Genomic DNA, 26178 nt, shown 5'->3' with positions numbered 1-26178 from the left:
GTCAGACTCCTCCCTATTGCTCGCGTGTGGCGGATTGGCGCACTACCCCTACGGGGCGAGGCTCAGATACAATAAAGATACGATCAAGGTAGGACCAGAGCCGCTCTAGCTCTATTGGACGACATAAAAAGCCAATATAGCCATCGGGTCGCACAAGCACCAGTCCATCCTCGGCGATACCATAAGCGGTATACATAGCCTCGCTGGCATCGTAGATGGTTCGCGTTCTACCGCTCTCGCTTGCCTCCTGAGAACACGGCAGCACCAGGTAGGAATCAACCAGGTCGCTAAACTCACGCCTGACCAGGCCATCTATCTCCTCCCAGAGCTTCATGCTGCGCTCCGGATCGTGGCGACGCGCGAACACAAAGAGCACATGCCGCGTCCCCAGGCAGAGCGTATGCAAGCGCATAGACGTAATGCCTAGATGGACATTCACATCCAGCGCGCGCTCACCGGCATGTAGCTCGCCTGGTAGCAAGCGCTGCTCGCTAAGAGCCTCATACAGGCGACCTGGCTGGTGCTCGCAGATCACAGGGCTACGACGATAGGACACGCCAAGCTGCGAGATTGTCGTGGCCAGGAGGTTGCGCACCTGCTTACTGTTGGTCACCAGGTGGGCCGCGCCATCGCGTAAGCGCGAGGGAAGCGAGTTGCGCAGGAGCGCCAGGCGCGAGACCAGGTCGGTCACACGCAAGAGCTGCCGCCCCACGCGCTCACGCTCCTCCTCATAACTATCGAGTAACGCTGGATGCGCCTGCTGCTTACTCACAAGCGCGAGCTTCCAGGCCAGGTTAAAGGCATCTTGAATGCCTGTATTCATCCCCTGCCCCCCAATAGGTGAGTGAATATGGCAGGCATCTCCCGCCAGGAAGACCGCGCCCTGGCGATAGTGCTGCACCTTGCGCTGGTTGATATGGAAGCGCGAAGACCAGGACATATCGTGGACACGCGCATCTTTCAACCCACACTTCTCAAGCGCCTGCTGCACCTCCTCCAGCGTAACATCCTCCTCGGGAGCTGACCTGGGTTTGTACGCGATTATGATGCGATGCAGGCTATCCGGTAAGGGGAAGCAGGCCACGATATCCCCCTCCTGCAAGAAGAAGGCCGCCTGCTGATGGGGCAGGTACCAATCCATAAAGACATCAGCAAGGGCGAAGGACTGCTCAAAGGTCCGGCCCTCGAAGCCCATTTTCAGCAGGTGGCGCACCGTGCTATGCGGGCCATCGCAGCCAGCCAGCCAGCGCGCACGCACCCGTTCTTGCTGGCCATCAGCGTGCTCAAGCAGGGCCTCAACGCCGCTATCGTCCTGACGCAATGCCACCAGCGCCACCTCATGTTCGATCTCAACCTGTTGCCGGGCCAGGTGATCGCTCAAGATGCGCTCCGTCTGCCACTGAGGAATAGAGAGGATAAAAGGATAGTGACTGGGAATGCTCCTGGTATCGAGATGGGCAATGCGCTGGTGATGGCTATAAACACTCATCCCCTTGATCTGCACCCCATACTCCAGCATCGCCTTAGCGATGCCCATCTTCTCAAACAATTCCAATGTGCGCGCCTGAACCCCCAGCGCCTTCGACTCCTGGGAGCCATGCGGCAAGCGGTCGATAATGCGACATCGTACCCCATGCCGCGTCAACTCGCTCGCCAGCACCATACCAGTCGGGCCTGCGCCCACGACCAGCACCTCCGTATCATAGCGGTCTGCTACATTCTGTACCATATTAACAGACTCTCTTTCTCGCCCTGGCTCATTGAGCCACACGCCAAAGTGTAGGGTCCAAGCTAGCCTGGGCTCTACAACTCTTTAGATACATAGAAATACTCTCTATACGCCACTATACACACTCGCACATACACACCTCCTCCCCCACATGATGACGCCTTTCCTTCAACAAACATGGGAAAAATACGCATTTATGACCATTTTTCTACTTGACTTTTATTGATAAATTCAACTATAATAACTTTCGCAAAAGGTAGCATAGGCTATCTTTAAGCTCCTCAAGCATTATTTGGAGGTCTATTTTTATGGACTATCAAGCACAGGAATCAGCCCAGGCTGCCCCAGCACAACAGTACGCTGGCGTAGGCAGTCGCTTTCTCGCCATCTTAATTGACAGCATCATCCTTGGCATTGTATTCGGCATTATTAACGCCATCCTGGGAACCGCCCTTAAAGGTAGCTTCGCAATCAGTGGTATTGAAGGCCTTCTCCTGTTAATTTATTACTCCTGTATGGAGGCCACTATGGGCGCGACTCTGGGCAAGAAAATTCTCGGCCTGCGCGTCGTGAAGGAAGATGGCTCCTCTATCGGCTGGGGCGATTCTATCATTCGCAACCTGCTGCGCATCATTGATATTATTCCCGGGTTCTACCTGGTAGCTGCAATTCTGGTCTGGACTTCCTCATCCAAACAGCGCCTTGGCGATAAGGTTGCCCACACGGTCGTCGTCAAGACCCGCTAATCATCCCGCTATTTTCTTTCGCATCATTAAAGAAGAGCGCCGCTGTAATATATTTACAGCGGCGCTCTTCTTTATAACGCCCGTTCCATCCACGCCCATCCAAGAGGGAATTACGCGAGAAGCCCGCCGCCCATGCAGGAGGGGCCTGTAGTGCTTCTAAAGGGCGCGCCTACCAGGCCCCTCCTGCTGGGCGGCTACGCTCCCTGAGGGAAGAGAGGGGTGGTGCGCCCCACGCCCATGCAGGTGCGTAAGGTAGGTGCGCCCTTTAGAAGCACTACCTTACGCACCTGCATGGGCGTGGGGATCGAGCAGACCTCCTTATCTTGATGCTTATTGGACACGCTAAAGCTGGTCCCTACCGGCCTGGTGAGCCCTTTTACATAATGGTTCGGCTTTTATATTTTGCCAATGACCATTGGGAGTGAACCTTTGTCGAGCATTCCATTAAATTCATCATAGTGAATGTGGCAACCGGCGGGTACTTCATCCTGGGCCAGCGTCAACAAATGCCGAGCCAGCATGATAAGGCCCTCTTTATCACCTGTAATCATCACTTCCTGGCTACTTGCCTCAATCTGCACATCGAGAATGTAATCTTCATCGGAACTCGCAGGAATAACGCCATAAGAACGTGAATAGGCCGGGATCTCGATCTCCACCTGATTAACGGGACGATCTTTGAACGGTTCCATCTCACGCCAGTATGCAGGCATCTTTATTACCATGTTTCCCATAAATAATCTCCTCATAAAATATTTCGCCTTCATTCTACCGCATTGCGCGCTCAGCCAAGCAAAGTGACTTCGGCATCTATTAGCTGGGGGTGAAGAAGGTGCCGACGGCGAGGATGAGGTAGAAGGCGCAGAGGAGCAGGCCCTCAAGCCAGGTGGATTCGCCATCGAGGCTGATCAGGGCGTAGAGAAACGCCACAAGGGCGAAGAGCGAGACCTCCAGCAGGGAAAAGTTCAGGTCGAGAGGCGACCCCATCAGCGCACCCGCGAGAACCAGGATAGGAGCCGCCAGGAGCGCGATCTGGATCGAGGAACCAGCCGTAATCGCCAGGGAGATCTCCATATGGTCGTGCATGGCCGAGGTGATGGCGGAAAAGTGCTCGGCGGCATTGCCTACGATAGGGATAATGATCAGGCCGACGAAGAAAGGATTCAACCCCACCTGGTGCGTCAGTGGCTCAATGGTGCCAACCAGGATCTCGCTTACAAAGGCCGTCACAGCTGTGACACCCGCCAGCACCAGCAGGGGCAGCCAGAGCGAGTGATGCCAGAGAGTATATATACTGCCGAAGAAGCAACGCCCCTGCGTCCTTTGTGGTGCCACTAGATCATCCTCGCCGATAGGCACCTGGGCATAGGCCAGTTCATGCGCCACTACAGCCATCCCGGCCTTCCCTTTAGCAGTTTCTGTTCCCGCGACTGGCTCCTCACGCACAGTACGCACACCGAAGACGGAGTAAGCAAGGTAGGCCACATAACACACCAGCAGGACAAGCGCGACCCCGATGCTCAAGAGATGGAGCTGGCTGCCACGCACGACCGCGCTTCCAGGTTGAGTGCTCTCGCCAACCGTGGCTAGCAGAGAGGGAATGCCCATGCCGATAACTGCCAGGGCCAGCATCGAGGCGTATTCGCCTGCCACGCGCGCACTAAAGAGTTGGCGGCGATGGCGCCATCCACCCAGGAGCATAGCGGTCCCCAACACAAGTAGGGCGTTACCAATAATGGAACCTGCCAGCGAGGCGCGCACGACCTCGGGCAGGCCTGCTCCCAGTGCGGCCAGGCCAATAATGATCTCCGCGGCATTGCCAAAGGTCGCGTTGAGCAGGCCACCAATGCCATGCCCCAGGTGTTCAGCCAGGACCTCCGTGGCCAGGCCAATTAAGCCCGCCAGCGGGACTAATCCCAGCGCGGCCAGCACAAAAAGCAGCAAAGCCGAGGCATGCTGCGTCTCGGCGATAAAGACAGCGGGAACCGCCAGTAAGAGCAAATAGAGCCAGCGCGTCATGGTCGTTTACCTCCCAATCCAAACCATTTCTCTTTCCAGTCTGACCATGCACAAAAAACTGAGCTCTACACACTAGTGGATCCACGCATCGAGCTGGAATAGTTCAGAAAATCCTGAATTCTGGGCATGACCTGGCGCGCACGCGTATAGAAGGCCAGGTGCTTGCCACCCGGTAAAGCGAGCAGACGCGCGCCGGGAACCTGGCTTACGACCGCGTGTGCGTGCTCAAATGGCACTTCGTCGTCACTTGTGCCATGTACGACCAGGGTTGGCGCCTGGATCTCGGCGAGAGGATAGGTGGTGATACGCGCGAATTGTTCCATATCATTGGTGTATCCAATTGCACGAATATCAAAGAAGAGGCAGGAACTTAGCAGGTTGTGCAGCGTGCCGCCATTGGGGATGAGGCGCAGCAGCCTTAGCAGGCTATAGTACATGGGATCATAGATGACCAGGCGCTCATATAGGCCGCGATACCAGCGCCCAAAGGGACTCATCTCTTGCTTTAACTCGTCTTCGTCATAGTGTTGCGTGACCCCGCTCAGCATAATCAGGCCCTGGCAGCGCTGAGGATGGCGCAAGGCAAATTGGATGGCGCTGGGTCCACCGCCAGAGATACCGATAATGGCAGCCTTCTCCTCACCCAGCTCGTCGAGAAGCGCGGCGAAGAGGTCGGCCTGCTCCTCCGGCGTGCGCCCACTCTCGATAGGAGTGCGCAAATAGCCAGGCCTGGAGGGCGCTATATATGTATAACTTGATGTATAGTTTGCATTGGAGTCATGGTCCATATTCGCCATGACGCGTGCGCAAGCCAGGGCCTGGTCATACCCGCCAGGTGTACCATGCGCGATGAGTACGACATTGCCCTTGCCAAAGCGCTGGTACTCAATGGAACCCAGTTTCGTCTGCACTACGTGGCTCTCTGTCAAGAGACGCGCGCGCTCCTTCTCCCACCACCCCTTATAGGTGGCCCGCCCCCGCACCGCCATGACTCCCCCAGCCAGCAGCGCCAGGGGCCAGAACAGATGCCGTACCCTCATGTCATGCTCCTTAGAAAGTGAGACAGAGAACAATATTTAAAATGAATACGTTTTATCCCTTGATAAGTTCAAGAATAGAGCCACAGGCGCGAGGCGTCACGCCAAGTAGAACGAATCATCCATATGAAGGGATACGCCAATGCGTCGGGCAGCAACCTGTATACTAAGAATGTGCAATAATAAGCATGTACTATACGTGCTGCTCTACTGAGCACACAAAGCGATCTGGAGGAGATTTTAAAAACATGGCTACTACTGGTACAAGCCGTACGCCCCTCACCCAGCTTTCAAGCTGGAAGGCGCTTGAGGAGCACTACCAGAAGATTAAAGATCTACATCTACGCGACCTCTTTGCTAAAGATCCTAAGCGCGGTGAGCGCTTGAGCACCGAGGCTGCTGGCATTTACCTCGACTACTCAAAAAACCGCATCACATCCGAGACGCTGGACCTCTTGCTGAAATTGGCGGACGAGGTTGGCCTGCGCGAACGCATCAACGCGATGTTCAGCGGCGAGAAGATCAATGTCACCGAGCAGCGTGCCGTGCTGCACGTGGCTCTGCGCGCCCCCAAAGACCAGGTCATTAACGTGGATGGTCATAACGTGATCCCTGAGGTTCACGAAGTCCTCGATAAGATGACCGATTTCTCCAATAAGGTTCGCAGCGGCGAATGGAAGGGCTACACGGGCAAACGCATCCGCAATATCGTCAACATCGGTATCGGTGGCTCGGACCTCGGTCCCGATATGGCCTACCAGGCCCTGCGCCATTATAGCGACCGCGACCTGACCGTGCGCTTCGTCTCCAATGTCGATGGCACACACTTCGCCGAGGCTACCCGCGCCCTCGATCCCGAAGAGACGCTCTTCATCGTCTCCTCGAAGACCTTCACGACTATTGAGACCATGACCAATGCGCGCACCGCTCGCGATTGGGCGCTGCGCACTCTTAAGGACGATGCCGCTGTCGCCAAGCACTTTGTGGCCGTCTCCACCAATGCTGACGAGGTCAAGAAGTTCGGTATCGACACGGCAAATATGTTTGGCTTCTGGGACTGGGTCGGCGGTCGCTACTCCTATGACTCGGCCATTGGCCTCTCGCTCATGATCGCCATTGGACCTGAGAACTTCCGCAAGATGCTCGCGGGCTTCCACGAGATGGACGAACACTTCCGTACCGCGCCCTTTGAGCAGAACCTGCCAGCCCTGCTGGGCCTGATCGGTATCTGGTACAACAACTTCTTTGGCGCGCAGACCGTCGCGGTCCTCCCCTACGACCAGTACCTGGAGAAGTTGAGCGCATATCTACAGCAGCTCGATATGGAGAGCAATGGCAAGCATGTCACCCAGGAGGGCCAGCCAGTAAACTACCAGACGGGTCCCATCATCTGGGGTCAGCCGGGTACGAACGGGCAGCATGCCTTCTACCAGCTCATCCATCAGGGGACAAAGCTCATTCCCTGTGACTTCCTCGGCTTCTACCAGACACTCAACCCACTGCCGCCGCACCACGACCTGCTGATCGCCAATATGATCGCGCAGGCCGAGGCCCTGGCCTTTGGCAAGACCGCCGAAGAGCTCAAGGCCGAGGGCAGCCCCGACTACCAGACACCTCACCGCGTCTGCGAGGGCAACCGTCCCTCGAACACTCTGTTCCTGGAGCGCCTGACGCCCGAGGCGCTGGGCAAGATTATCGCTCTCTACGAGCACAAGGTCTTTGTCCAGGGCACGGTCTGGAACATCGATTCCTTCGATCAGTGGGGCGTCGAGCTGGGCAAGGTCCTGGCCAAGCGCATCATTCCCGAACTTGAAGCGGTGAAAGAGCCTGAACTCAAGCACGACAGCTCAACCAACCGCCTCATCGAGCGCTATCGCCAGTTCAAGCGCAAGGCTTAAATAATCTCACACGAGCAAGGGGCGGCATCAGACTCGATGCCGCCCCTTGCTCGTGTGTATCTCCCTATATCTTGTCTAAAGCGAAGGCGACGTTGCTGGTTGGCTGGATGATAAGCTCGCGGTAGATAATGCCCATGCGTTCAGGAGGGTAGGGACGGCCCTGCTGGAGCCACCATTGAATCAGGGAGATGGACGAGGTGACGATATGGTAGGCAGCAATTTCAAGAGGAACGGGGCTTTCGGGGCGAGCCGTTCTCTGTCGCAATATATTCTGCACGCTCTGCTCAATCGCCTCTTGCACCAGCGAGGAAGAACTCTGGCGTAAAAGCACGCGCATAACCTCCTCATGCTCCTCCACATAATGAAAGAGAAGTGTGCCCACAATGGCGGCATCGCTGTGCGCGGAGAGATCGGGAAGCCTGGTCATCAATTCGTTCAACACGACATCCAGCACATCACGCAAGAGCGCATCTTTATCTGGATAATGGCGAAAGAAAGTCGCATAACCAACCTCCGCGCGTTCGGTAATATCGCGAATAGTAATCTTATCGTATTCGCGCTCCAACGTTAGCGCGATCAAAGCCTTCACTAATAATTGTTGCGTGCGCTTCACACGCCTATCCTGGGTAGTCATGCATACCCCTTACACCTGAGCGCCGCAGGCGTGAAGAATGACGCTTCTCTCATTTCCTTGACCTTTTACCACTTTATGAGTTATCGTATATATTATGAGTTACAGTATATCATAAGTATAGCTGAGACAAGACAGTTTTTTTTCACGTGTATAGAAGGAAAGAAGAGAAGGAGATAGGCACAGAGATGCAGACACAACAAGATGCTGACGCGACAGCAGTATGTCCATTTCCGCATCATTTGCTGAACCAGCAGAAGACCGCCAAAGAACCTGACTATGGTGCGCCCGCTATAGAGCGCGATGCCGAGGGCACATGGCATATTCGTAATTTCGAGAGTATGCGTTCTATTCTGCGCAGCGGTGATACACGCCAGGCAGGCTTCAATGCCGACCTGATTACACGCATTCCCAACATGACGAATACGCCTATTCTCTATCTGGAGGGGCAGGCGCACCATCAGCAACGCAGGCAGACGGCGCGCTTCTTCGCGCCCAAGGTCGTCAGCGATAAATATTACCAGGTCATGGAGAAGCTGGTAGACGAGATCATTGCCGAACTGCAACAGAAGCGGAGCGCAGACCTCAGCCAGCTCAGCATGAAACTGGCGGTGCGCGTGGCAGCCGAGGTGGTTGGCCTGACCAATAGTCGCCTGCCAGGGATGGCTAAACGCCTGGAGGCCTTCTTTGGCAGCGAACCGCTCACCTTTAACTGGACGCCGCGCGTCCTGCTTAACTTCTTGCGCAATCAGACGCGTATGGCGGCCTTCTACTACCTGGATGTCCAGCCAGCCATTAAAGCACGCAAACGCCAGGCGCAGGAGGATGTCATCTCACACCTGGTCGCACAGAACTATAGTCAGGTTGAGATCCTGACCGAGTGCGTCACCTATGCCGCTGCTGGTATGGTTACCACCCGCGAGTTCATCTCGGTCGCGACCTGGCATCTTCTGGAACAGCCCGCGCTGCGCCAGCGTTATATGGAAGCCTCAGAAAAAGAGCGCCATGCCATCCTGGAGGAGATTCTACGCATAGAGCCAGTTGTTGGCCATCTCTTTCGCCGCGCCACTGCCGAGATCACTCTCGAGCATGAAGGCACCAGCTATACCATTCCCCAGGACGCCCTGATCGACCTGCACATCTATAACGCCAACACCGATGAAGCCATGGTCGGCGATCATCCCCTGGCAATCTGCCCTGTGCGCGAGCTGCATGGAGAGCGTCTCTCGCCCGCCATGATGAGCTTCGGCGATGGCGGACACCGCTGTCCCGGCTCCTATATCGCCATCCAGGAGACAGATGTGCTGCTCCAGCGCCTGTTCTCCCTCGATACCCTCCACATCGTGCATGCCCCCAATGTCACCTGGCACGCTATGATCAAAGGCTACGAGCTACGCCAATTCACCATCGCCCTCTAATACTAAGCAAGAAAAAGGATGTGATAAGGGCCGACTGGCTCTGCCAGTCGGCCCTTATCACATCCTTTTTCTTGCTTCTATTTTACAAATAATGGAAAAGCAAAAGCAGTATCTCAAGCGAAAGACCTTTTTTCTCATTTTAATTGTAGCATAGTTGTCAAGTCGGCGGCAACGGGCTTTTGGCCGATGTTTTTGGGTTCTGCTCCCTGTATACTCAGCGTCTGCGACTCAATACAGGGTAAGGATGTGTGGTGACGGCGTGGCTCCGCCACGCCGTCACCACACATCCTTACCCTGCGAGCCACATAGTGGCGAGAAGTCTCAAATAGTATCTATTTGAAAGACAATATAAGGGAGATAAAGCTAATGACAATTGAAAGTATGGTGCAGCCAAAGGGCTTGTGGCGCGCCTTCACCTCGCTAAGGCATCGCAATTATCGCCTGTACTGGTCGGGACAGGTGATCTCGCTGCTGGGTAGCTCGATGCAGACCATCGGCCTGGCCTGGCTGGTACTGGAGATTACTCATAGCGCCTGGCAACTTGGCCTGGTGGGAGCCTTACAGGCCGTACCCATTCTGCTCTTCTCGCTCTTCGGAGGCTTAGTAGCTGATCGCTGGCCCAAGCGGCACGTTCTCTTTGTGACCCAGGCAATTGCCATGCTCCAGGCACTGCTCCTCTGGGTACTCACAATCAGCGGAGTCATCCAGGTCTGGCATCTGTATCTGCTGGCGCTCCTGCTGGGATGCATGAACTGTTTGTACAGACCTGCCAGTAGCGCCTTTGTCGTCGAGCTGGTTGGGCGCGAGGACCTGCCCAACGCTGTGGCCTTAAACTCATCCCTCTCCACGCTGGCTCGCATCGTGGGTCCCGGGTTAGCCGGGATTATTCTTGCTGGAAGCGCTGTCAGCGTGCTCTTTCTCATCAACGCCCTTAGCTTCCTCGCGGTGCTTATAGGTCTGGCTCTCATCGATAACGATAAGCTGCACGCCCAGGCGCGCCAGGTTGCTGAAACAGGCAAGCGACAGTCAATGTGGCAGAGCCTGCGCGAGGGTTTCGCCTATATCGGGGAGACGCCTGTAGTATTGCTGTTACTCCTGGTGGTGGGGCTGGTATTGCTCTTCGGCTCAAACTTCAATGTTGTGCTCCCCCTCTTCGCCACAGATCTCCTGCATATGGGGACAACAGGCTTTGGCTTTCTCTCCGCCGCCTCCAGCATTGGAGCGCTGCTCGCGACGCTCTGGCTCGCCTGGAGCAGCCAGAAACCAACCATGCGCCGCATGCTGCTCGGTACGCTGATCTTCGCGATCCTGGAGCTAGCTTTTGCGCTCTCACGCCTCTATCCTCTGTCCATAGCACTCATCGCCAGTGTAGGCTTCGCGGAGAGCACATTTGCCGCCCAGGCCATCACCACCCTACAAACAGTGGTCCCGGACCACCTGCGTGGCCGCGTCATGAGTGTACAGGTGCTCATCTTCGATGGCAGCCTCCCGCTGGGTTATCTGTTGATGGGCTGGCTCTCGGCTCTCTATGGCCCGACCGATGCCCTGCTCACCGGCGCGCTACTCAGCCTGCTATCAGTAGGCGGGGTCTGGCTATGGTACAAAGTCATGTTATCGCATGCATAAATCGCCTTCGGACGCGATCCCCCCCATTCGGGGGCATAGCGGGTCCCTACCGGCCTGGAAAGCCTTCTAGCGTGAATGAGGCACGCCTTCTCAGGCAGACCTGAAGGCGGGCAGGACGCGTTGCGCCACGCGTTCCAGGTGCGCCATGATCGCGTCGTGAGGTACCCCTGGTGGATGCGACCAGAAACAGAGTTCGGTGAGGGGCGTATTTGTCTGCATCTCGCGAATGTGTTTGACTACATTCTCAGGGGTGTCAACCAGGAGACCCTGGCGCTTTATGCTCTTAGGATCTGTGGCGGGTGGACGGGGCTGCTCGGCATCTGTGCCGTAGCGAGCATAAACATCCGCCTGGTAGGCCAGAGCAGGGGCGAGCAGCGTCTCCCAATCGCGCTCGGGATCATCACTCACCCACATATGCGTGCTGGCTACGACAGGAAAATTGTGTATATCGCGACCATGCTGCTCCAGATGCTTTTGCAAAAGCTCACACTGGCTCTTCAACTCCTCAAGGGGATTATAGTTGACCGCGGCAAGGAAGCCATCCGCTAAGCGAGCAACACGCTCCAGAGCGGGCTCAGAGCTTCCACCCATGTATATAGGAAAATGTTCGCCCTGGGCTGGCCGAGGCGTCACGGGCAGCGGCTGGCCCTGATAGCCATCAGGCACTGGCTCCCCCTTGAAGGCGGCTCGCAGGTAATGCACGCCCTCCTCCATACGATTACGGCGCTTCCGCCGATCAACGCCAAAGGTCGCGAACTCATGCTGAACATAGCCCAGGCCGAGGCCCAACGTAAAACGCCCCTCAGATAAGACATCCAGCACTGCCGCCTCCTCGGCTAGCAGGCGGATGGGCCAGAGAGGTAGCAGCACGATATTAGTGCCCAGGCTCATCTTCTGCACGCGGGCCGCGAGGTATGCCAGGAAGGTGAAGGGCGCGGGCAGGTAGCCATCATTAAAACCATGATGCTCGGTATCCCACACACCAGCGAAACCCAGGCGCTCAGCCAAGGTAATTTCTTCTATCAGCTCCCGATAGGTTGTCGTCGTCACTGGTTGCCCCCGCGTCGTTCGTCCATCTACCCAGAGCGAAAAGCGCAACGAACTCTGCCTGTTCTGCATCTCCATTACTCCCTTTTAAATGTCAGCAGCAACATATATGTATCTCTTTTCACACGCCTCGTCACAGCTGACAGTAACATAAAGGGCCTATATGCACCTTCCTTCACACCTGAAAGGGTAAAAGGGATGTGATGGCAGGATGGCTTTGCCATCCTGCCATCACATCCCTTTTACCCTGGCGAGCCACGTAGTGGCGAGAAGTTACTGTTTTTTTTGCTCGTGTGGGAGGCGCGCGAGCATCTGGCGGATAGTTACAAAATGGTAGCCACGATCACGGAGAGTCTGAATAATTGTCGGTAGAGCCTCAAGCGTTTGAGAGCGGTCGCCGCCTCCATCATGCATAAGAATAATAGACCCATTCTGCACATGGTCGAGCACATTATGCAGAATCGTCTTCACGCCCGGTCGCGACCAATCAAGCGAGTCGACATTCCAGGTCACGGTAACCAGTTTCAGGTTGGTAGCTACCTGAATAGAGTATTGGTTGTATTCCCCATAGGGGGGACGCATCACAAAGGGGCGCTGATGTGTCACCCGTTGAATGGCATCACTGGTATTCTGCAACTGCCAGTACTGGCTCTCCATGCTCAAACCAGTCAGGACGGGGTGATTCCAGGTATGATTCTCGATCTCATAACCCGCTTTATAGGCGCGCAGGGTGAGATCAGGAAAGGCTGCGACCTGCCGTCCAACACTGAAGAAGGTGGCTTTGATATGATACTTTTCGAGGACATCCAGCACCTTCGCCGTGAAGTTGGGGAAGGGACCATCATCAAAGGTCAGAGCCACTTCGCGCAGATTCTCGTTTCCATGCGCAATCAGAGGGATATGCGTATCAGGAATTTCGACGACCTGTCCCGAACCCGCCAGCAGAGGACTCGCCGTGGCGAAAGCCACAGACGAAAAAGGTTGCACCGCTGGAACCGGAGAAATACTCGCATGTACCAATGTTCGCAATGAGTTTTTTTGCCCTACAGAGGGTTGAGTAAAATAAAAGACGAAGAGTCCAGTCAATAAGAGGAAAAGGCTCGCCAGCACCCCCAATTTGAGCAACAGGCCCGGGTGTTTGGCACGATATAGTAGTGAAAGGGATCGAATCTCCATATGATCCGCTCTTTTCTTGCATTTCCATGCAACGATCTTGGATGTCACAGTAATCGCTGCAAGCCATCGGATGAGCTTGCATACTCTACTCTAAATAACGCAACCTTCATTGCACAAGTTGCTAGGAGTTTTTTCTCCCAAAACCATTCTTTTCGCCGTTTTTACTCATCCCAGAAGATAAGCCCCATACCAGAATCTGCTCTCCGACTCCCCATCGACTTTGGTGAGGCTGGTTGGCTTGATACAGGGTGATATGCTAAAATATCTGACCGCAGACGAGGGCGATCTTTCTATTTGGAGTCTTTGATAATCAAAGCTGATCAATTGGCCTGCACAAGCGAAAGGAGCATCTTACCTCACATGCGTATCTTGATCACTGGCAGTTCTGGCCAATTAGGGACTGAAATAGCCCGACAACTTTCTTCTCAACATGACATCGTCGGCATTGATCGGGTGGAAGGAGCGTGGACTCATCACCGCGTCAACATTGTTGATCGAGAGGCGGTGCGAAACCTCATGAAGGGCATTGATGCTGTGATTCACATCGCCTCGCTGCATGCCCCTCATCTTGCGACCATTTCTAAGCAAGCCTTTATCGACGTGAATATTACTGGGACTCTCAACCTGCTTGAAGCTGCAACAGATGAGAGGATTCGGCGCTTCGTCTACACCAGTACCACTTCCCTCTACGGCTTTGCGTTGATTCCCCATGAGCAAGCGGTTTGGGTGACAGAGGAACTGACACCTCAACCCCGAGATATATATGACATTACCAAGAAGGCTGCGGAGGAACTTTGCCAGCATTTCGCTCGCGCGTATGGATTACCCACAATCTGCTTGAGAACCTCACGCTTCTTTCCAGAAGCCATTCCCCTGATGGCGTTCTACCGGTTATATCGAGGCGTCGATGTGCGAGATGTGGCCAGAGCACATGTCCTGGCGGTTACCAATCAAGAGATCCTCTTCGACGTATTCAACATCTCCGCTCAGTCTCCGTTTAAGCCAGATGATCTGCCTGCATTATTGTATGATGCCCCTTCTGTAATCAGGAGCAAGTTTCCCGAAGCGCTCTCCATCTTTACGCAGCAAAGATGGACGCTACCAAGGAGTATTGATCGAGTGTATGTCATTGAAAGAGCATGTCGCCAGTTAGGATATCAGCCCAGACACAACTTTCAAGAGTATTTTCAATGAAAGCATACCTTGCAAGGTACAGGCACCTGAAACTATTTCAGTCGCCATCTCATTGCACAACCCGTGAGCAAATACACTTTTCACCTCCTTTCCCGCTTTCCAATGCCCTTGACATGCATCGAAAGTCCTAAACTGGCTGACCGGCGGCATTTATATTGGCCTAGGCGTGTGTGGTTTGCCAACCGAGTTGTCCTAACTGGAAGCTTTATGGGTAAATGACAGGCCGGACACGTTATGGATCAAAATTGCAAAGTAGTTTATTGGCCTGAAAAGCCGTTTTAGACAGTAGAGCTAAACACGTTGCTTCGAGAGGGAATCATTCTGTTCCTCGCTCTTACTGGACCAAATACAACTTTTTCGCAGTTTTGATACGTATCATGTCCGATTTTGACGAATTGCTGTACTCGTAGTCCATACAGAGACAAACAGGACAGTCAGGATTTCAGGCCACTTGCTGCCTGTGCTCATGTAGAATGAGACGCCCTCCTAAACTGGCGCTCAGGCAGAGAGGAAGAATCCCACTCTACATGAGCAAAAAACACTTTGGCCAGAGATCCTGATTGTGCCGTACCCAGGTTTGAGAGCATCCTGTGTATTCATCCTGGAATGCGATGGAGCCCTGTTTCCTTTTTTCAAGCGCCTAGCTGCTTGACGACCCGTACTGGATTGCCCGCGACAATTACATTGGGGGGCACGTTGCTGGTAACGACGCCGCGAAAGCCCACAACGGAGTTCTCCCCAATTGTAACCCCTTTCAGGACCACCGTCTGGCCAGCCAGCCAGACGTTGTTACTAATGGTGATGGATGCAGAACGCACTTTGGCATCAGGGTTCGCGTGGCGGTCTGGGTCAATACTATGAAAATCGGTATCTACAATCACCGCCGAACCCAAAATGCAATTGCATCCGACAGTGATGCCACAAGCCGCCATCAATCCAGCACCGTTAAGACGCGTGTCGTCACCAATCTTAATGACGACATCAGAGCTATACGTAATCAGCACATTTGGCTCCTTATGAGCCCAAGCATTCACATTGGTTCCAAAAATCACCCGCCCTGGCCCCTTAATCTGCAACCGGCCATTCGAGACAAAGCCTGACCCAAACTGGACTCGATTGCCTTTCAACAGGCGAAACTTCGTGACCGTATACCTTGTAAAAATAGCAACAATCACGGATTTCGTGATGGCTTTGAGGAAATTCATCCTGCTATTACTCATATTTCTCCCTTGTTGACCAGCCTTTCTCTTTTTGATGGGCATCTCATCACTCAGAAGCTCCCTAAAGGTGAGCGCAAACGCGCTTGGAAGAGCGATTGACATGCATCTATCTGGGAGCATAGCGTCTCTCGCGAACTGTTGCTACGTCTTTTCCGACACGGTTCTTCTCGCCGATGGCACCAGTGTCGGAAGCGACAGTGGTGGAAGCGACGGTGGTGAGGAGAGCAAGGCGTGCTATAATCGAGACAGCATGCTCCGCTTGCGAGCGAGGCAAATGATATTGGTAGCACAACTCCTTATGGAGGCGAAGGAAGAGCGTATGAAGCAGCTTCGTCACGTCCGTTCACTCACCTGGTTTTTTCTTTTCTGGCTGGGGACCATCATAGTCTATTGGAATAGCTGGGCATGGAAATATGCCGCCTCACCAGGGAAATATACCGCCTCAGCAACACTCCACCTGGTGGTGACGTTGCTCCTGCTCATCCATCTCGGCGTCTACTGGATCGGGTTCTCCTTGGAGGGCAAGAGAAGCATAGAGTGGCTCTTCTTGTGTCTACAGGCAGGCCTTATTCTCCTGCTCACCCAGATGACTCACCTGCTCATTCTGGCGCTCGCGCTCTCGCCCTTACTGTTTCTGATTGCCACCCTGACGCTCAAACAGATCCATTCCGTGCTCCTCTTCATCGGAGGTGATTGTCTGCTCCTGTTCCTCTATGGAGAAACGATTGGTCCAACGCGGGATTGGAGTGATATCTGGGGTGGAGGATGGGCGCCAGGAGTTGGCTTTCTCGGCCTGTTCTTCTTGGTCACCCTGCTGCTCTATGTCCAACAGACCAAACAGGCCCACGAGCGCACCCTGGTTCTCTTGCGCGAACTGGATGAGGCGCATGCACAATTGTCCACCTTTGCCCTGCGCATTGAAGAACTGACGCTGATGGCCGAGCGCCAGCGCATTGCCCGCGACTTGCATGATACGCTGGTCCAGGGAGTCACTGGACTGCTGATGCAATTGGGGGTAGTACGTGCGCAGTTGCGTCACCAGAAAGTGGAGCGAGCGCAGGTTTTGTTAGAACAGGTGATGGAGCAAGCCAGTGATGCTTTGGCAGATGCCCGCTGTGCCATTGGAGATCTGCGTAGCGGACGCACCCGCTCGGATGATCTTGCAGAAGTAGTCCAGGAGGAAACCAGCCGTTTCACGGCCACCACAGGTCTCTCCTGTCACGCAGATATTGCTGCCCTTTCGATCCTCCCGACTCCCTGCTGCGATCACGTGGTACGGGTCATCTCCGAAGGGCTCGCCAATGTGGCTCGCCATGCCCAAGCCAGCGCGGTCTGGATCCAGGCAACCGCTCATAAGAGCCTCCTGACTATCCAAGTACGAGATAACGGGGTTGGCTTTGACCCGGATACGATCAGTGCTGAAATGGGAAAGTATGGACTGCTTGGCATGCGGGAACGCGCCAGACTCATCGGGGGGCAACTGGAGATAGTAAGCACGAAAGGTGGGGGAACTATCCTTTGCTTCCACATACCAATACGCCCACAAGAAAGCTAAAAAGGAGGGAAAGAGATATGCCACGACCCATCCACGTTGTCATAGCCGACGACCATCTAATGGTGCGCAAGGGGCTGCGTTTGATGCTCGAAGAAGAAGGGGGAGAGGAGATCAAACTCGTCGGCGATGCGGCCGATGGAGCAGCAGTAATAGCGGTGGTAGAACGGGTGCAACCAGATGTCGTAGTGATGGATATTCGCATGCCTGGTATGGATGGCCTTGCCGCGCTGGAGCGCATCCGAACCATGTGGCCACACATCACTGTTCTCCTGCTCACCACCTATGACGAGGATGAACTGTTGATCCGAGGACTACAAGCCGGAGCCAGCGGCTACTTCCTCAAAGAAACGCCAGTAGAAACCTTACTGGATGCCATCCGTTCGGCAGCACGAGGCGAGATGCTGATCCAGCCAGAGACGATGGCTCGTCTCCTCTCTCATGCAACTTCAGTCAGCCCTGCTCTATCGGTGAGCAGATCGCAGCATCCTCAAGGCGCCGGCATCTCAGGTTCCATCGCTTTAACCAAGCGTGAAAGGCAGGTGCTAGCGGGAGTGGCCCAGGGTGAACGCAGTAAAGAAATTGCCGTGCGTCTGGGTATCACGGAAAGAACCGTGCGGGCTTACCTGACCAGCATTTATACGAAGCTAAATGTAGATTCTCGTGCCTCAGCCGTTGCTGTTGCGCTCGCATATGGTCTCTTACCACGCTAGTGCAGACGAAAGTGTGGATTGTACGAAGGTTTTGCGCTTTCGGTACACAGGTTTTGCGTAGCTCAACGAACTTGCTTGAACCAGTATGAGAAGCTGCCTTATAGCGTTCTGCACTGGCAAGAGCAATACAATTTATTAGGTTCACGCCTTTGCGCTTGAATGGCTCTACAGGCTCTTCTATACTATTAGTAACATCTGCGTAAAACATACGTACCTGTTGCGCAAAATCTTCGTATAATCTACAGAAAGTCCCAAGTGTAAATTGGATCGCTTTTCGATTGTCAAATCACAGCGTGCGCCTGGCCTTTTTGCAACGTCAGTAAGAACAAACAGCGATAAATGCTCCCCTGGTAAATGCCCTGAAACCCGTGCAACTTTTGCGCTTCCAAGGTAAGCACTTGCCTTGTATCATGAGCACTGGTACGAATGTCCCTCCCTGGGAAAAGCACTCTCCATCTGGTATATCCCGTGTAGAGAGTAAATTGCGTCCTTCTCCCCAGACTGACCAGCTGGTCAGTTGAGCGAGACAACGCTTACCAGAGGCGCAGAAGGAGTAGAAAGGAAAGACATAGATGGATTATCAACTGTTTCTCATGAAGACGCTCGCAGACGCTTCCCAAATAGCGCGTGACCATTTTGGAAGCGTCACATCAGCAACAAAGGATGGCGACACAAGCCAGGTGGTCACTGAGGCTGATATAGAGATAGGAAGGATGATAAGCGAAGAAATCAAACGGACCTATCCAACCCACAATATTCTCGATGAAGAGACGGGTATCGTTGACAAGCACTCGCCCTACACCTGGGTCATTGATCCCATTGATGGAACGAGTAATTTTGCGCAGGCAAGCCCGCTCTATGGTTGTATGTTAGGACTCCTCAAAGACCACGAACCCGTCGCTGGTGGTTTCGCGCTTCCTGCTTTCCACGAAATTTATACTGCTGAAAGAGGAAAAGGGGCGCACTGTAATCAGCAACGCGTGCGGGTGCAAGATCAGAAGGAGTTGCTTTCAGCCCTGGTTGCCTATGGAGTAGAGGGGCATCAAGAAGATCCGAACAGAACGAGAAAAGAATGCGAACTATTAGCAGAAATCATCTTGGCATGCAGAGGTGTGCAAACAAGCAGTAGTGTTTTTGATGCTGCAATGGTGGTGAAAGGAGTGTATGGAGGATTTCTTTATCAGAATTGTAAAATTTGGGACAACGTGGCTCAGCAGATTCTGCTTGAGGAAGCTGGAGCTCTCTATACTGATTTTTTTGGCCAGCAGATCGATTACAGGCATCCTTTGACGAAAGCGACAGAAATGTTTAGTTTTTGTGCGGCTCCCCCAGCTTTACATGATCAACTCCAGCAAATTATTTCCACCTGGAAGATGAAGTGCGCTTTTTCATGAGAGGCATGAAGATTTCATGCCTGGCACTCAAACCTAGCCACGTGATACGTTGCATATATGTACAGTATCCATTGCAAAAAAACTTTGCTTGACACAGTCCTCCGCATGGAAGAGGCTGAGGTAGACGATGGCGACGATGATGATCAGAGAGGACATAGACACTCTCGCCTTCATTGGAAACCAGTCCTGCTGACCTTCGGTGGTCTGGCGGCTATGAGGGTAATCCCAACCTGGTTTCACGACAAACCCTCGCAGTCCCTACCAGTGCCTTTCATCTAGTACGGACCCAACTGGGAGGACCAGCTTGACAGATAGCTACCATAGGCTGAGGCGGTCTCGCTGGCATTATCCTGAACCATGCCAGTATAGCAGGAGGTCTGGCCCGGCGCGACATACTTGTTACCACCTGTATCGCAGGTAAAGGCCTTGCCATCATTTATGCGCACAATTTTGGCATTCCCATATTTACCTGAGGGGAGAGCCTTATCGAAGACAATCTTGGCCCAGGCAGCATGACATGTGACGCTAAAGCGGAAATAGATTGTAGCGCCCACGCCTCCTAACGTGACATGTCGTGAATGTGAGTTTGAGAGTGTCTGATCACACGTTTGCCCATTAACGGTGTACGTGGTCGGATTCTTGCCATCAACTGCCGCGATTATAGGTTTGGGCGTAGATGTAGGTTTGGGCGCCGGTGGGGAAGTAATTTTTGTTGTAGAGGTTGGCGTGGGCAAAGGCTGCGTCGTAGAGGTCGAGGTAGATGTAGCCTGCGTCGTAGAAGTCGAGGTAGGTGTAGCCTGCGAATGATTGTCGGTGTTAGAGTTATTCTTCGAAGCTGGCGTAAGGGAATTGGCGGGCGTGGCTGTGCTATCAGGAGCACCCTGGCGGTCGCTGACAAGAGATGCTCCTCCTGTTGCAAGTTGATTCTGTAATAAACCTATGGGCAGAGCGAGAGCCTGTATGCCAACAACAGAACCCGCCACTATAACGCTGCCCAACAATATCAGCATCACCAGCCCGATACTGGCAAGCGCGAGGTAGTGCCTCTTACTACCCTTACCAGTTTGCCCTGCAATGGACGTTTCTGGGTATGTTGCTAGCTTCAGGGTATTGGAAGCAAGCTCGGTAAGTATAAGTGTTCTGCCCTCCTGAGAGACATCTTCTGTTTGTGTCGGCTCCTGGGGAGAGACGCTCTCATCGGCAGAAGCATCGTTCTCCTGGTTAGCGGTTACTGACATAGATTCATGCAGGTCGATGTATTTAGTTGTTATGATCGTCTCCCCAATAGAGACAACAGGCTCAAGCGTGTGTTCATCCTGGCTGACTAATTGTAGTGCGGCGGCAAACTCCTGCACGCTCGCGAAACGCTTTTGCGGATCACTGGCAAGTGCTCGCTGCACGACCTGCTCTACCTCCACGGAGAGGCGAGGAGCCAGCGCACGCAGAGACGGAGGCACGCCCTCATCTAACGCGCCCTGGAATGGCGACTTGCCACAAAGCCATTCATAGACCACGACACCGAGCGCGAATTGATCGCTGGCGGGACCAGTCACACCAGTACGCTGTTCGGGGGCTGTATACACAGAGTAGGAGATAGCATCCTGTCTATCATGCAGTACATCAAGAGATGCGGTATTATCGATCAAAGTAGCAAGTTTAAAATCACTGAGCAAGACCTTGTCATCGGCATCAAGCAGTATGTTTCCTGGTTTGATATTGCCATGTACCACACACTGGTCATGTGCGTACTGTAAAGCCGAGGCAAGAGGCGTGATATAACACAAAACCTCTTCGAGCGGTAGCTGCAAACCTCTGGTGTGCCGGTTACGCAAAATACCATGTGGCGCATACTCCATTACCAGGAACGGCAGCGATACAGGATCGCTACCAATACCACAATCTAACAGCGGCATGAGATGAGGATGTTCCAGTTTTAGCGCCTGTACCTCGTCGAGAAAAGCCTTCTGATCTTCCTCTTTCGCAAGATTAACATTAAATACTTTCAGCGCGACCTCGGACTGGTTCTCAATATGCTGCCCAAGATAGACATCGCTGGTCTGCCCTCCGCCAAGCCAGCGAGACAGGCGGTAATCACCAAGTTGCTGACCAGATAGATCGATATACTTTGTCATTGCAAGCCTTCTCCAACACTTTGACACAAGATGAGACAGATCAAAATAAGCTATCTAAGAGCAATAGATGCGTATATTGTATAGACAATTAATGCAATGCGTCAAGCGAGTACGACTTCTTTCTAGGAGTTTTTCCTTCAACATCTTTTAGCACAACGTGGAAAATCAATTGCACTTTAGCACGAAAGCTCAAAGGGAAAAGTAGCAACCGTGACTATACGAATTGAGGTTCATAGTAAGAAGCAGAGGAAAAGTGTTGAAGTGGCTTAAATCGCTTCAGCGCTTTTCCTCTGCTTCTTAGGAGTGCCAGGCCATTAGACTGAACCACGCATGCAATTAGTAAGTAATCTTTACTGTGGTGCCGATTGGTGCCCAGTTGTAGAGCCATGCCGCCGCAGGGACAGGCATATTGACGCAACCATGTGAGCCAAAGTTAGCGCTGGGATTACCACTGGAGTCGTGGTGGGGATACTGAGTACCGGGGCCATAGTTATAGCGCCACCAGGAATCGTGCATGAAGTAGCCGCCATACTGGAACTCCAGGGCGTAGTTGATGTAGGTTGGCGCATAGTAATATGGCGACCCTACAGGGTAAGGCGAATAGAACGTGGTTGGATGCAACTTTACAAAGATGTGGAAGGTACCGGTAGGCGTTGGCAGTTCGGGGCGGCCCGTCGTCACCAGCGTCGTGTAGACCTGTCTGCCATTCTCATAAGCATACAGGCGCTCCTGAGAGAGATTGACCACGATAGATTTTCCCTGCCCAGAGGGAGCGCTACTACCAATCGAGATTAATCCGCCATAGATGTAGCGTGGAGCGCTATTCGTGCTTGAGATGCGATACCAGGTACGAATACCACCCCAGACAATCTGGCCATTGACCGATTGATAAATGGTGACCCTGGTATTGGGAGCATACGTGGTAACCACACTTGTGCCAGTTGATGTACCAGTACGTACGTTCGCCCAGCCAGTTGTCAAGCCAACCTGTGTGCTTTGCGCTACTGTGCTGTGATGAGTCTGAGCATTCGCGGTCAGCGGAGTAGCAGCTAGAAGCCACGTCCCTACCAGGACAAGCGCACTAAGAACAAAAAAATTTTTCATGAGGGTTTGCATAGAATTTCTCCCTTTTAATGCAATACTGAATTCTCCCCCTAAAGATGAGTATATACATATTTCTCTCTAAATGGAAGTGTTTGATGCTCTTTTAAAAATAACAAGAGAATAAGTGAGCATCCTCTGAGATCTCTATAAGCACGACCATGCGTGCCTATTTTCGTGCTTATTTTCTATAATGACATGACGCTAGCAAAAATCGCGCAGAAATGGGGGAGAGAAAAAATAGGCAAAGATTAAACATACTGAGTAGAGAGGCGCGACGAGACTACAGCAGTTGTAGTCCCGCGCCAAGTACCGCCGCCAGCAGGACAACAATCCAGGGCGGGAGTTTCCAGAATACCAGCAAGCCAAAAGCTAGTAGCCCCAGCGCAAAATCTGTAGGGGCGTGAATAGCGCTCGTCCAGATAGGCTGATAGAGGGCTGCCAGAAGGATACCTACTACTGCGGCATTTACGCCACGCAGAGCGGCCTGAAAGGGTTCAAAGGCCCGCAGACGATTCCAGAAAGGGAGAATACCGATCACAAACAGGAAGGATGGCAAAAAGATAGCCACAAGAGCAATGAGCGCCCCTAACCAGCCATTTGGCGATGGCTTACTGACCACCCCCAGGTAAGCGGAAAAAGTAAACAGAGGACCAGGAACAGCCTGGGCCGCCGCGTAGCCCGTAATAAACTGGTCATTACTTACCCAACCGCTGGGGACAACCTCGCGCTGTAACAGTGGCAGAACAACGTGGCCACCACCAAAGACCAGCGAACCAACGCGAAAGAAGGTATCAAAAAGCGCGATGGACTGGTTATGCGTAAGCTGTCGCAAGATGGGTAGACCTAATAGGAGCACGGCAAAAAGAATCCAGCAGCAGATAGCCAGGCGACGCGGTAGCATCAGAGGCAACTGTGCAGGCTTCTCCTCGCGTACCTGGCGCAAGAAACGCCAGCCAAAGATGCCAGCCAGGGCGATAAGTGAAATCTGCACTATCGCATTAGGCCAGAATAGGATAGCGATAGCCGCGATGAGAGCCAGCGTCGCCCGTGGGCGATCAGGGCAGAGTGAGGTCGCCATCCCCCACACGGCCTGTGCCACAACCGCAACGGCCACAACCAGCAGGCCATGCAACCAGCCCAGTTGCGCGGCTCCTGGGAGCACAGTCGTCGCATAGGCGAAGAGGGTCAACGCTACCGCCGATGGCAGAGTAAAGCCGAGCCAGGCAGCAAGACCACCCCATAAGCCGGACCTGGTGATCCCCAGGGCAATACCAACCTGGCTACTGGATGGTCCAGGCAGAAACTGGCAGAGCGCAATTAAGTCGGCATATGCATGCTCATCCAGCCATTTACGCCGTACCACAATCTCCTGACGAAAATATCCCAGATGCGCCGTCGGTCCCCCAAAAGAGGTCAGGCCCAGGCGAGAGAAGACACCCAGCACCTCTAGAAACGTGCCTCTTGGAGCCAGGTCTGGCTTCTCTGCCTCTTTTGCAGGAAGAAAGTCCGCTCCCGACATTGTCGTGTCAACGGTTCCGTCCTCCTTTGATTGCCTCGAGGTACTCATTGATAGCACTCCTTCTTTATTACTCAAGGCAAAGCTACCATGCATCCCCACAAAAAACAAGCCATAGTGCCTACGTATAGAGATATGCCTTCAATACTTTCCAGGGTAATTTATCAAGAAGGGTATCAACTCTCCTCACACCTGTGATGCTTTGCATAGATAAGGGGATGTGGTAGTGAACTGACGCTGCCAGTTCACTACCACATCCCCTTACCCGCGAGCCATACAGTGACGAGAGGTAGCTATACAGTCTGGCTGATGGTCGAGGGAGACGAGGCAGTGTGCGTGGCCTTCTTCTGGCTTATGCGGCGCAAGAATTGGGTAATCATGGGCATGACAATGCGAGCCTGCGTATAAAACGAGGCATGATCTCCACCTTCGATAGCAAAAAGCGTTGCTTGCTTGATTTTACATGCAAGAAGTTCGGCATCCTCAACGGGCACATCAGGGTCATCGGATCCATGAATAATGAGTGCTGGAGCCGTGATACTCTCTAGAGAGCCATCTTCGATTGCTGCAAAGGCAACATAGTCAGCATCATAGCCAGTTTTACGTTGTGCAAAGACCGTGCCAGAACAAAGCATTCCCTCAACGGCATCGCCAAATGGTAGCAAGCGCGCGATAGGCGCAACGAGAAATAAGAATGGCTCAGATACCAGGAGGTATTCAATGAGGCGCGCCTGGGCCTTTGTCCAGAGTGAGGCTTGCGCTAACTTCTCCTGTGGGGCATAGCGACGCGCAATGGCGCCAATCATAATCAGTCCCTGACAACGCTCAGGATGGCGCAGTGCAAATTGAAGTGCCGAAGGGCCGCCACCTGAGAAACCTATCACACTGGCCTGTTCAATACCTAATGCATCTAAGAGGGCAACATAGAGATCAGCCTGGGCCTCGGGAGTAGCCCCGGAAGCCAGGGGGGTACGTAGATAGCCCGGGCGTGAAGGGGAGATAAGTGTGCAGGAGTTCTCACCCAGAAAACGCGCGAAATATAAACCTTGATCATAGCCACCCGGCGTACCGTGAGCGTAGATGACAACGGGACCTGAACCTGTAATCTGGTACTCCACAGGACCCAATGTTGTATTGACCACGAGGCCACCTTCTGACACACGCCTGGCCTCTTTGCATTGCCAGGAACGATATGCCTTATGAATGCCCCATGCAGAAACAGCGGCCATTGCGCCTAAGCTTAACCACAGGCTACTCCTACTCTTCTTCTGAAGAAACTCATCTTCACGTACCTGCTGAGAGCTTTTCTTTCTCTTAGAAAGATATTTCTGTTTGGAGAATCCAAGCATAATTTTACATTCCTTCCACGCACTACAGGCTGGTTTACTCTATCCTAACGTCTCTGCGCAAGAGGCAGCCTTTATCTGACCGCTTGCGCACATTACAAAGGCTACTCTACCAGACTTATCCCTATCAGACAATTCACCGGGACTTCATGGCAAAGTAAAAAGTACAGTCAAAAGCCTTTACACGGGAAGAGACATTCTGGTATGCTTGAGGAACATTTTTTACGCAAAACGCTAGAAAAAATCTGAGCGGATTTTATTTGTGTTGCGTCACTTTTCAGAATAAAAGGAAACCATGCAGTCTTTTAATCCTCCACGGCCATGTCGCGTCATAAAGGCCTATCAATCCACCAACGCTGAACCAATTTCATTTGAGGCTGGCGAAAACGTCTACATTAGCGAGAAGGTTGATAGGTGGAATAATAACCCAGAGTGGACCTGGGTCTGGTGTACAGACAAGCGTGAGAAGAGTGGCTGGGTTCCCCAGAAATTCCTTCACAAGCATATTGATACATCCATGGGAGTAGCTCTGGAGAGATACATAGCCGTAGAATTGACCGCCAATGAAGGTGAAGAATTGCTCGAAAAACAAGAGTTAAATGGCTGGCTCTGGTGTGTCAAATGCCTGAACGAGGCTGGTTGGATACCACTAGAAAATATCGTCTGGTTGTAATAGCAGG

Annotated in this window: 21 protein-coding genes; 9 read left to right on the top strand and 12 right to left on the bottom strand. The window is 53.2% G+C overall.

Going from position 1 to position 26178, the window contains the following annotated elements:
* Nucleotides 1-13: 13 nt before the first annotated feature.
* Nucleotides 14-1729: an FAD-dependent monooxygenase gene (locus tag KRAC_RS34455; RefSeq protein WP_007915385.1), complete on the bottom strand. Its 1716-nt coding sequence runs from the start codon at nucleotides 1727-1729 to the stop codon at nucleotides 14-16.
* A gap of 308 nt (nucleotides 1730-2037) precedes the next feature.
* Between KRAC_RS34455 and KRAC_RS34450 the strand changes: the two genes are divergently transcribed.
* On the top strand, nucleotides 2038-2475 hold the full coding sequence (locus KRAC_RS34450; RefSeq protein ID WP_007915383.1) for an RDD family protein: 438 nt from the start codon (nucleotides 2038-2040) through the stop codon (nucleotides 2473-2475).
* A 395-nt stretch (nucleotides 2476-2870) separates the two neighbouring features.
* Here the strand turns inward: KRAC_RS34450 and KRAC_RS34445 are convergent, their stop codons facing one another.
* From KRAC_RS34445 to KRAC_RS34435, 3 genes are all read right to left on the bottom strand, one after another.
* Complete coding sequence (locus KRAC_RS34445; protein ID WP_007915381.1) at nucleotides 2871-3209, bottom strand: Imm32 family immunity protein; 339 nt, start codon at nucleotides 3207-3209, stop codon at nucleotides 2871-2873.
* Between the two features lie 79 nt (nucleotides 3210-3288).
* Entirely contained in the window at nucleotides 3289-4494 is a 1206-nt protein-coding gene (cax, locus tag KRAC_RS34440; RefSeq protein ID WP_007915380.1) for a calcium/proton exchanger, read from the bottom strand.
* A 65-nt stretch (nucleotides 4495-4559) separates the two neighbouring features.
* Nucleotides 4560-5534 carry an alpha/beta fold hydrolase gene (locus KRAC_RS34435; RefSeq protein ID WP_007915378.1) on the bottom strand — a complete coding sequence of 325 codons (975 nt, stop codon included), beginning with the start codon at nucleotides 5532-5534 and terminating at the stop codon, nucleotides 4560-4562.
* Nucleotides 5535-5779: 245 nt separating this feature from the next.
* Between KRAC_RS34435 and pgi the strand changes: the two genes are divergently transcribed.
* Nucleotides 5780-7429 (top strand): glucose-6-phosphate isomerase, encoded by a 1650-nt coding sequence (gene pgi / locus KRAC_RS34430; protein WP_007915376.1) that lies wholly within the window; start codon nucleotides 5780-5782, stop codon nucleotides 7427-7429.
* Nucleotides 7430-7493: 64 nt separating this feature from the next.
* On the opposite strand, the gene KRAC_RS63080 is transcribed toward pgi, so the two are convergent.
* On the bottom strand, nucleotides 7494-8063 hold the full coding sequence (locus tag KRAC_RS63080) for a TetR/AcrR family transcriptional regulator (protein ID WP_007915375.1): 570 nt from the start codon (nucleotides 8061-8063) through the stop codon (nucleotides 7494-7496).
* Nucleotides 8064-8248: 185 nt separating this feature from the next.
* On the opposite strand from KRAC_RS63080, the gene KRAC_RS34420 reads away from it, so the two are divergent.
* Entirely contained in the window at nucleotides 8249-9478 is a 1230-nt protein-coding gene (locus KRAC_RS34420; RefSeq protein ID WP_007915373.1) for a cytochrome P450, read from the top strand.
* A gap of 366 nt (nucleotides 9479-9844) precedes the next feature.
* Nucleotides 9845-11104 carry an MFS transporter gene (locus KRAC_RS34415; protein WP_007915368.1) on the top strand — a complete coding sequence of 420 codons (1260 nt, stop codon included), beginning with the start codon at nucleotides 9845-9847 and terminating at the stop codon, nucleotides 11102-11104.
* Nucleotides 11105-11194: 90 nt separating this feature from the next.
* Here KRAC_RS34415 and KRAC_RS63075 read toward each other — a convergent pair whose 3' ends face one another.
* Nucleotides 11195-12223, bottom strand: coding sequence for an LLM class flavin-dependent oxidoreductase (locus tag KRAC_RS63075; RefSeq protein ID WP_007915367.1), 1029 nt, complete (start codon nucleotides 12221-12223; stop codon nucleotides 11195-11197).
* 201 nt (nucleotides 12224-12424) lie between these two features.
* Nucleotides 12425-13327: a polysaccharide deacetylase family protein gene (locus KRAC_RS34405; protein ID WP_007915366.1), complete on the bottom strand. Its 903-nt coding sequence runs from the start codon at nucleotides 13325-13327 to the stop codon at nucleotides 12425-12427.
* A 360-nt stretch (nucleotides 13328-13687) separates the two neighbouring features.
* On the opposite strand from KRAC_RS34405, the gene KRAC_RS34400 reads away from it, so the two are divergent.
* The gene (locus tag KRAC_RS34400) at nucleotides 13688-14521 is read left to right on the top strand and encodes an NAD-dependent epimerase/dehydratase family protein (RefSeq protein WP_007915364.1); all 834 of its coding nucleotides are present in this window, start codon (nucleotides 13688-13690) and stop codon (nucleotides 14519-14521) included.
* A gap of 632 nt (nucleotides 14522-15153) precedes the next feature.
* Here KRAC_RS34400 and KRAC_RS34395 read toward each other — a convergent pair.
* Entirely contained in the window at nucleotides 15154-15741 is a 588-nt protein-coding gene (locus KRAC_RS34395) for an acyltransferase (protein WP_040446339.1), read from the bottom strand.
* Nucleotides 15742-15841: 100 nt separating this feature from the next.
* Between KRAC_RS34395 and KRAC_RS63070 the strand changes: the two genes are divergently transcribed.
* From KRAC_RS63070 to KRAC_RS34380, 3 genes are all read left to right on the top strand, one after another.
* On the top strand, nucleotides 15842-17296 hold the full coding sequence (locus tag KRAC_RS63070; RefSeq protein ID WP_007915362.1) for a sensor histidine kinase: 1455 nt from the start codon (nucleotides 15842-15844) through the stop codon (nucleotides 17294-17296).
* A gap of 17 nt (nucleotides 17297-17313) precedes the next feature.
* Complete coding sequence (locus tag KRAC_RS34385; RefSeq protein WP_007915361.1) at nucleotides 17314-18006, top strand: response regulator transcription factor; 693 nt, start codon at nucleotides 17314-17316, stop codon at nucleotides 18004-18006.
* 572 nt (nucleotides 18007-18578) lie between these two features.
* Nucleotides 18579-19400: an inositol monophosphatase family protein gene (locus KRAC_RS34380; RefSeq protein ID WP_007915359.1), complete on the top strand. Its 822-nt coding sequence runs from the start codon at nucleotides 18579-18581 to the stop codon at nucleotides 19398-19400.
* A gap of 275 nt (nucleotides 19401-19675) precedes the next feature.
* On the opposite strand, the gene KRAC_RS34375 is transcribed toward KRAC_RS34380, so the two are convergent.
* The 4 genes from KRAC_RS34375 to KRAC_RS63065 form a co-directional block, all read right to left on the bottom strand.
* On the bottom strand, nucleotides 19676-21532 hold the full coding sequence (locus tag KRAC_RS34375) for a protein kinase domain-containing protein (RefSeq protein WP_007915355.1): 1857 nt from the start codon (nucleotides 21530-21532) through the stop codon (nucleotides 19676-19678).
* Nucleotides 21533-21868: 336 nt separating this feature from the next.
* On the bottom strand, nucleotides 21869-22648 hold the full coding sequence (locus KRAC_RS34370; RefSeq protein ID WP_007915353.1) for a L,D-transpeptidase: 780 nt from the start codon (nucleotides 22646-22648) through the stop codon (nucleotides 21869-21871).
* A gap of 268 nt (nucleotides 22649-22916) precedes the next feature.
* Entirely contained in the window at nucleotides 22917-24155 is a 1239-nt protein-coding gene (gene chrA / locus KRAC_RS34365; protein ID WP_052568803.1) for a chromate efflux transporter, read from the bottom strand.
* A 290-nt stretch (nucleotides 24156-24445) separates the two neighbouring features.
* Complete coding sequence (locus KRAC_RS63065; protein WP_157507443.1) at nucleotides 24446-25312, bottom strand: alpha/beta fold hydrolase; 867 nt, start codon at nucleotides 25310-25312, stop codon at nucleotides 24446-24448.
* 481 nt (nucleotides 25313-25793) lie between these two features.
* Here KRAC_RS63065 and KRAC_RS34355 point away from each other — a divergent pair, with 481 nt between their 5' ends.
* On the top strand, nucleotides 25794-26171 hold the full coding sequence (locus KRAC_RS34355) for an SH3 domain-containing protein (protein WP_007915348.1): 378 nt from the start codon (nucleotides 25794-25796) through the stop codon (nucleotides 26169-26171).
* The last annotated feature ends 7 nt before the right edge of the window (nucleotides 26172-26178 follow it).

This window comes from Ktedonobacter racemifer DSM 44963 (assembly GCF_000178855.1).
Taxonomy (GTDB): domain Bacteria; phylum Chloroflexota; class Ktedonobacteria; order Ktedonobacterales; family Ktedonobacteraceae; genus Ktedonobacter; species Ktedonobacter racemifer.
This window is presented reverse-complemented; position numbering and strand designations above follow the sequence as displayed.

Bases quoted from the DNA above. Each gene is read 5' to 3' on its own strand.
- KRAC_RS34455 (WP_007915385.1), bottom strand. From the start codon at position 1,729: ATGGTACAGAATGTAGCAGACCGCTATGATACGGAGGTGCTGGTCGTG.
- KRAC_RS34450 (WP_007915383.1), top strand. From the start codon at position 2,038: ATGGACTATCAAGCACAGGAATCAGCCCAGGCTGCCCCAGCACAACAG.
- KRAC_RS34445 (WP_007915381.1), bottom strand. From the start codon at position 3,209: ATGGGAAACATGGTAATAAAGATGCCTGCATACTGGCGTGAGATGGAA.
- cax (WP_007915380.1), bottom strand. From the start codon at position 4,494: ATGACGCGCTGGCTCTATTTGCTCTTACTGGCGGTTCCCGCTGTCTTT.
- KRAC_RS34435 (WP_007915378.1), bottom strand. From the start codon at position 5,534: ATGAGGGTACGGCATCTGTTCTGGCCCCTGGCGCTGCTGGCTGGGGGA.
- pgi (WP_007915376.1), top strand. From the start codon at position 5,780: ATGGCTACTACTGGTACAAGCCGTACGCCCCTCACCCAGCTTTCAAGC.
- KRAC_RS63080 (WP_007915375.1), bottom strand. From the start codon at position 8,063: ATGACTACCCAGGATAGGCGTGTGAAGCGCACGCAACAATTATTAGTG.
- KRAC_RS34420 (WP_007915373.1), top strand. From the start codon at position 8,249: ATGCAGACACAACAAGATGCTGACGCGACAGCAGTATGTCCATTTCCG.
- KRAC_RS34415 (WP_007915368.1), top strand. From the start codon at position 9,845: ATGACAATTGAAAGTATGGTGCAGCCAAAGGGCTTGTGGCGCGCCTTC.
- KRAC_RS63075 (WP_007915367.1), bottom strand. From the start codon at position 12,223: ATGCAGAACAGGCAGAGTTCGTTGCGCTTTTCGCTCTGGGTAGATGGA.
- KRAC_RS34405 (WP_007915366.1), bottom strand. From the start codon at position 13,327: ATGGAGATTCGATCCCTTTCACTACTATATCGTGCCAAACACCCGGGC.
- KRAC_RS34400 (WP_007915364.1), top strand. From the start codon at position 13,688: ATGCGTATCTTGATCACTGGCAGTTCTGGCCAATTAGGGACTGAAATA.
- KRAC_RS34395 (WP_040446339.1), bottom strand. From the start codon at position 15,741: ATGAGTAATAGCAGGATGAATTTCCTCAAAGCCATCACGAAATCCGTG.
- KRAC_RS63070 (WP_007915362.1), top strand. From the start codon at position 15,842: ATGCATCTATCTGGGAGCATAGCGTCTCTCGCGAACTGTTGCTACGTC.
- KRAC_RS34385 (WP_007915361.1), top strand. From the start codon at position 17,314: ATGCCACGACCCATCCACGTTGTCATAGCCGACGACCATCTAATGGTG.
- KRAC_RS34380 (WP_007915359.1), top strand. From the start codon at position 18,579: ATGGATTATCAACTGTTTCTCATGAAGACGCTCGCAGACGCTTCCCAA.
- KRAC_RS34375 (WP_007915355.1), bottom strand. From the start codon at position 21,532: ATGACAAAGTATATCGATCTATCTGGTCAGCAACTTGGTGATTACCGC.
- KRAC_RS34370 (WP_007915353.1), bottom strand. From the start codon at position 22,648: ATGCAAACCCTCATGAAAAATTTTTTTGTTCTTAGTGCGCTTGTCCTG.
- chrA (WP_052568803.1), bottom strand. From the start codon at position 24,155: ATGTCGGGAGCGGACTTTCTTCCTGCAAAAGAGGCAGAGAAGCCAGAC.
- KRAC_RS34355 (WP_007915348.1), top strand. From the start codon at position 25,794: ATGCAGTCTTTTAATCCTCCACGGCCATGTCGCGTCATAAAGGCCTAT.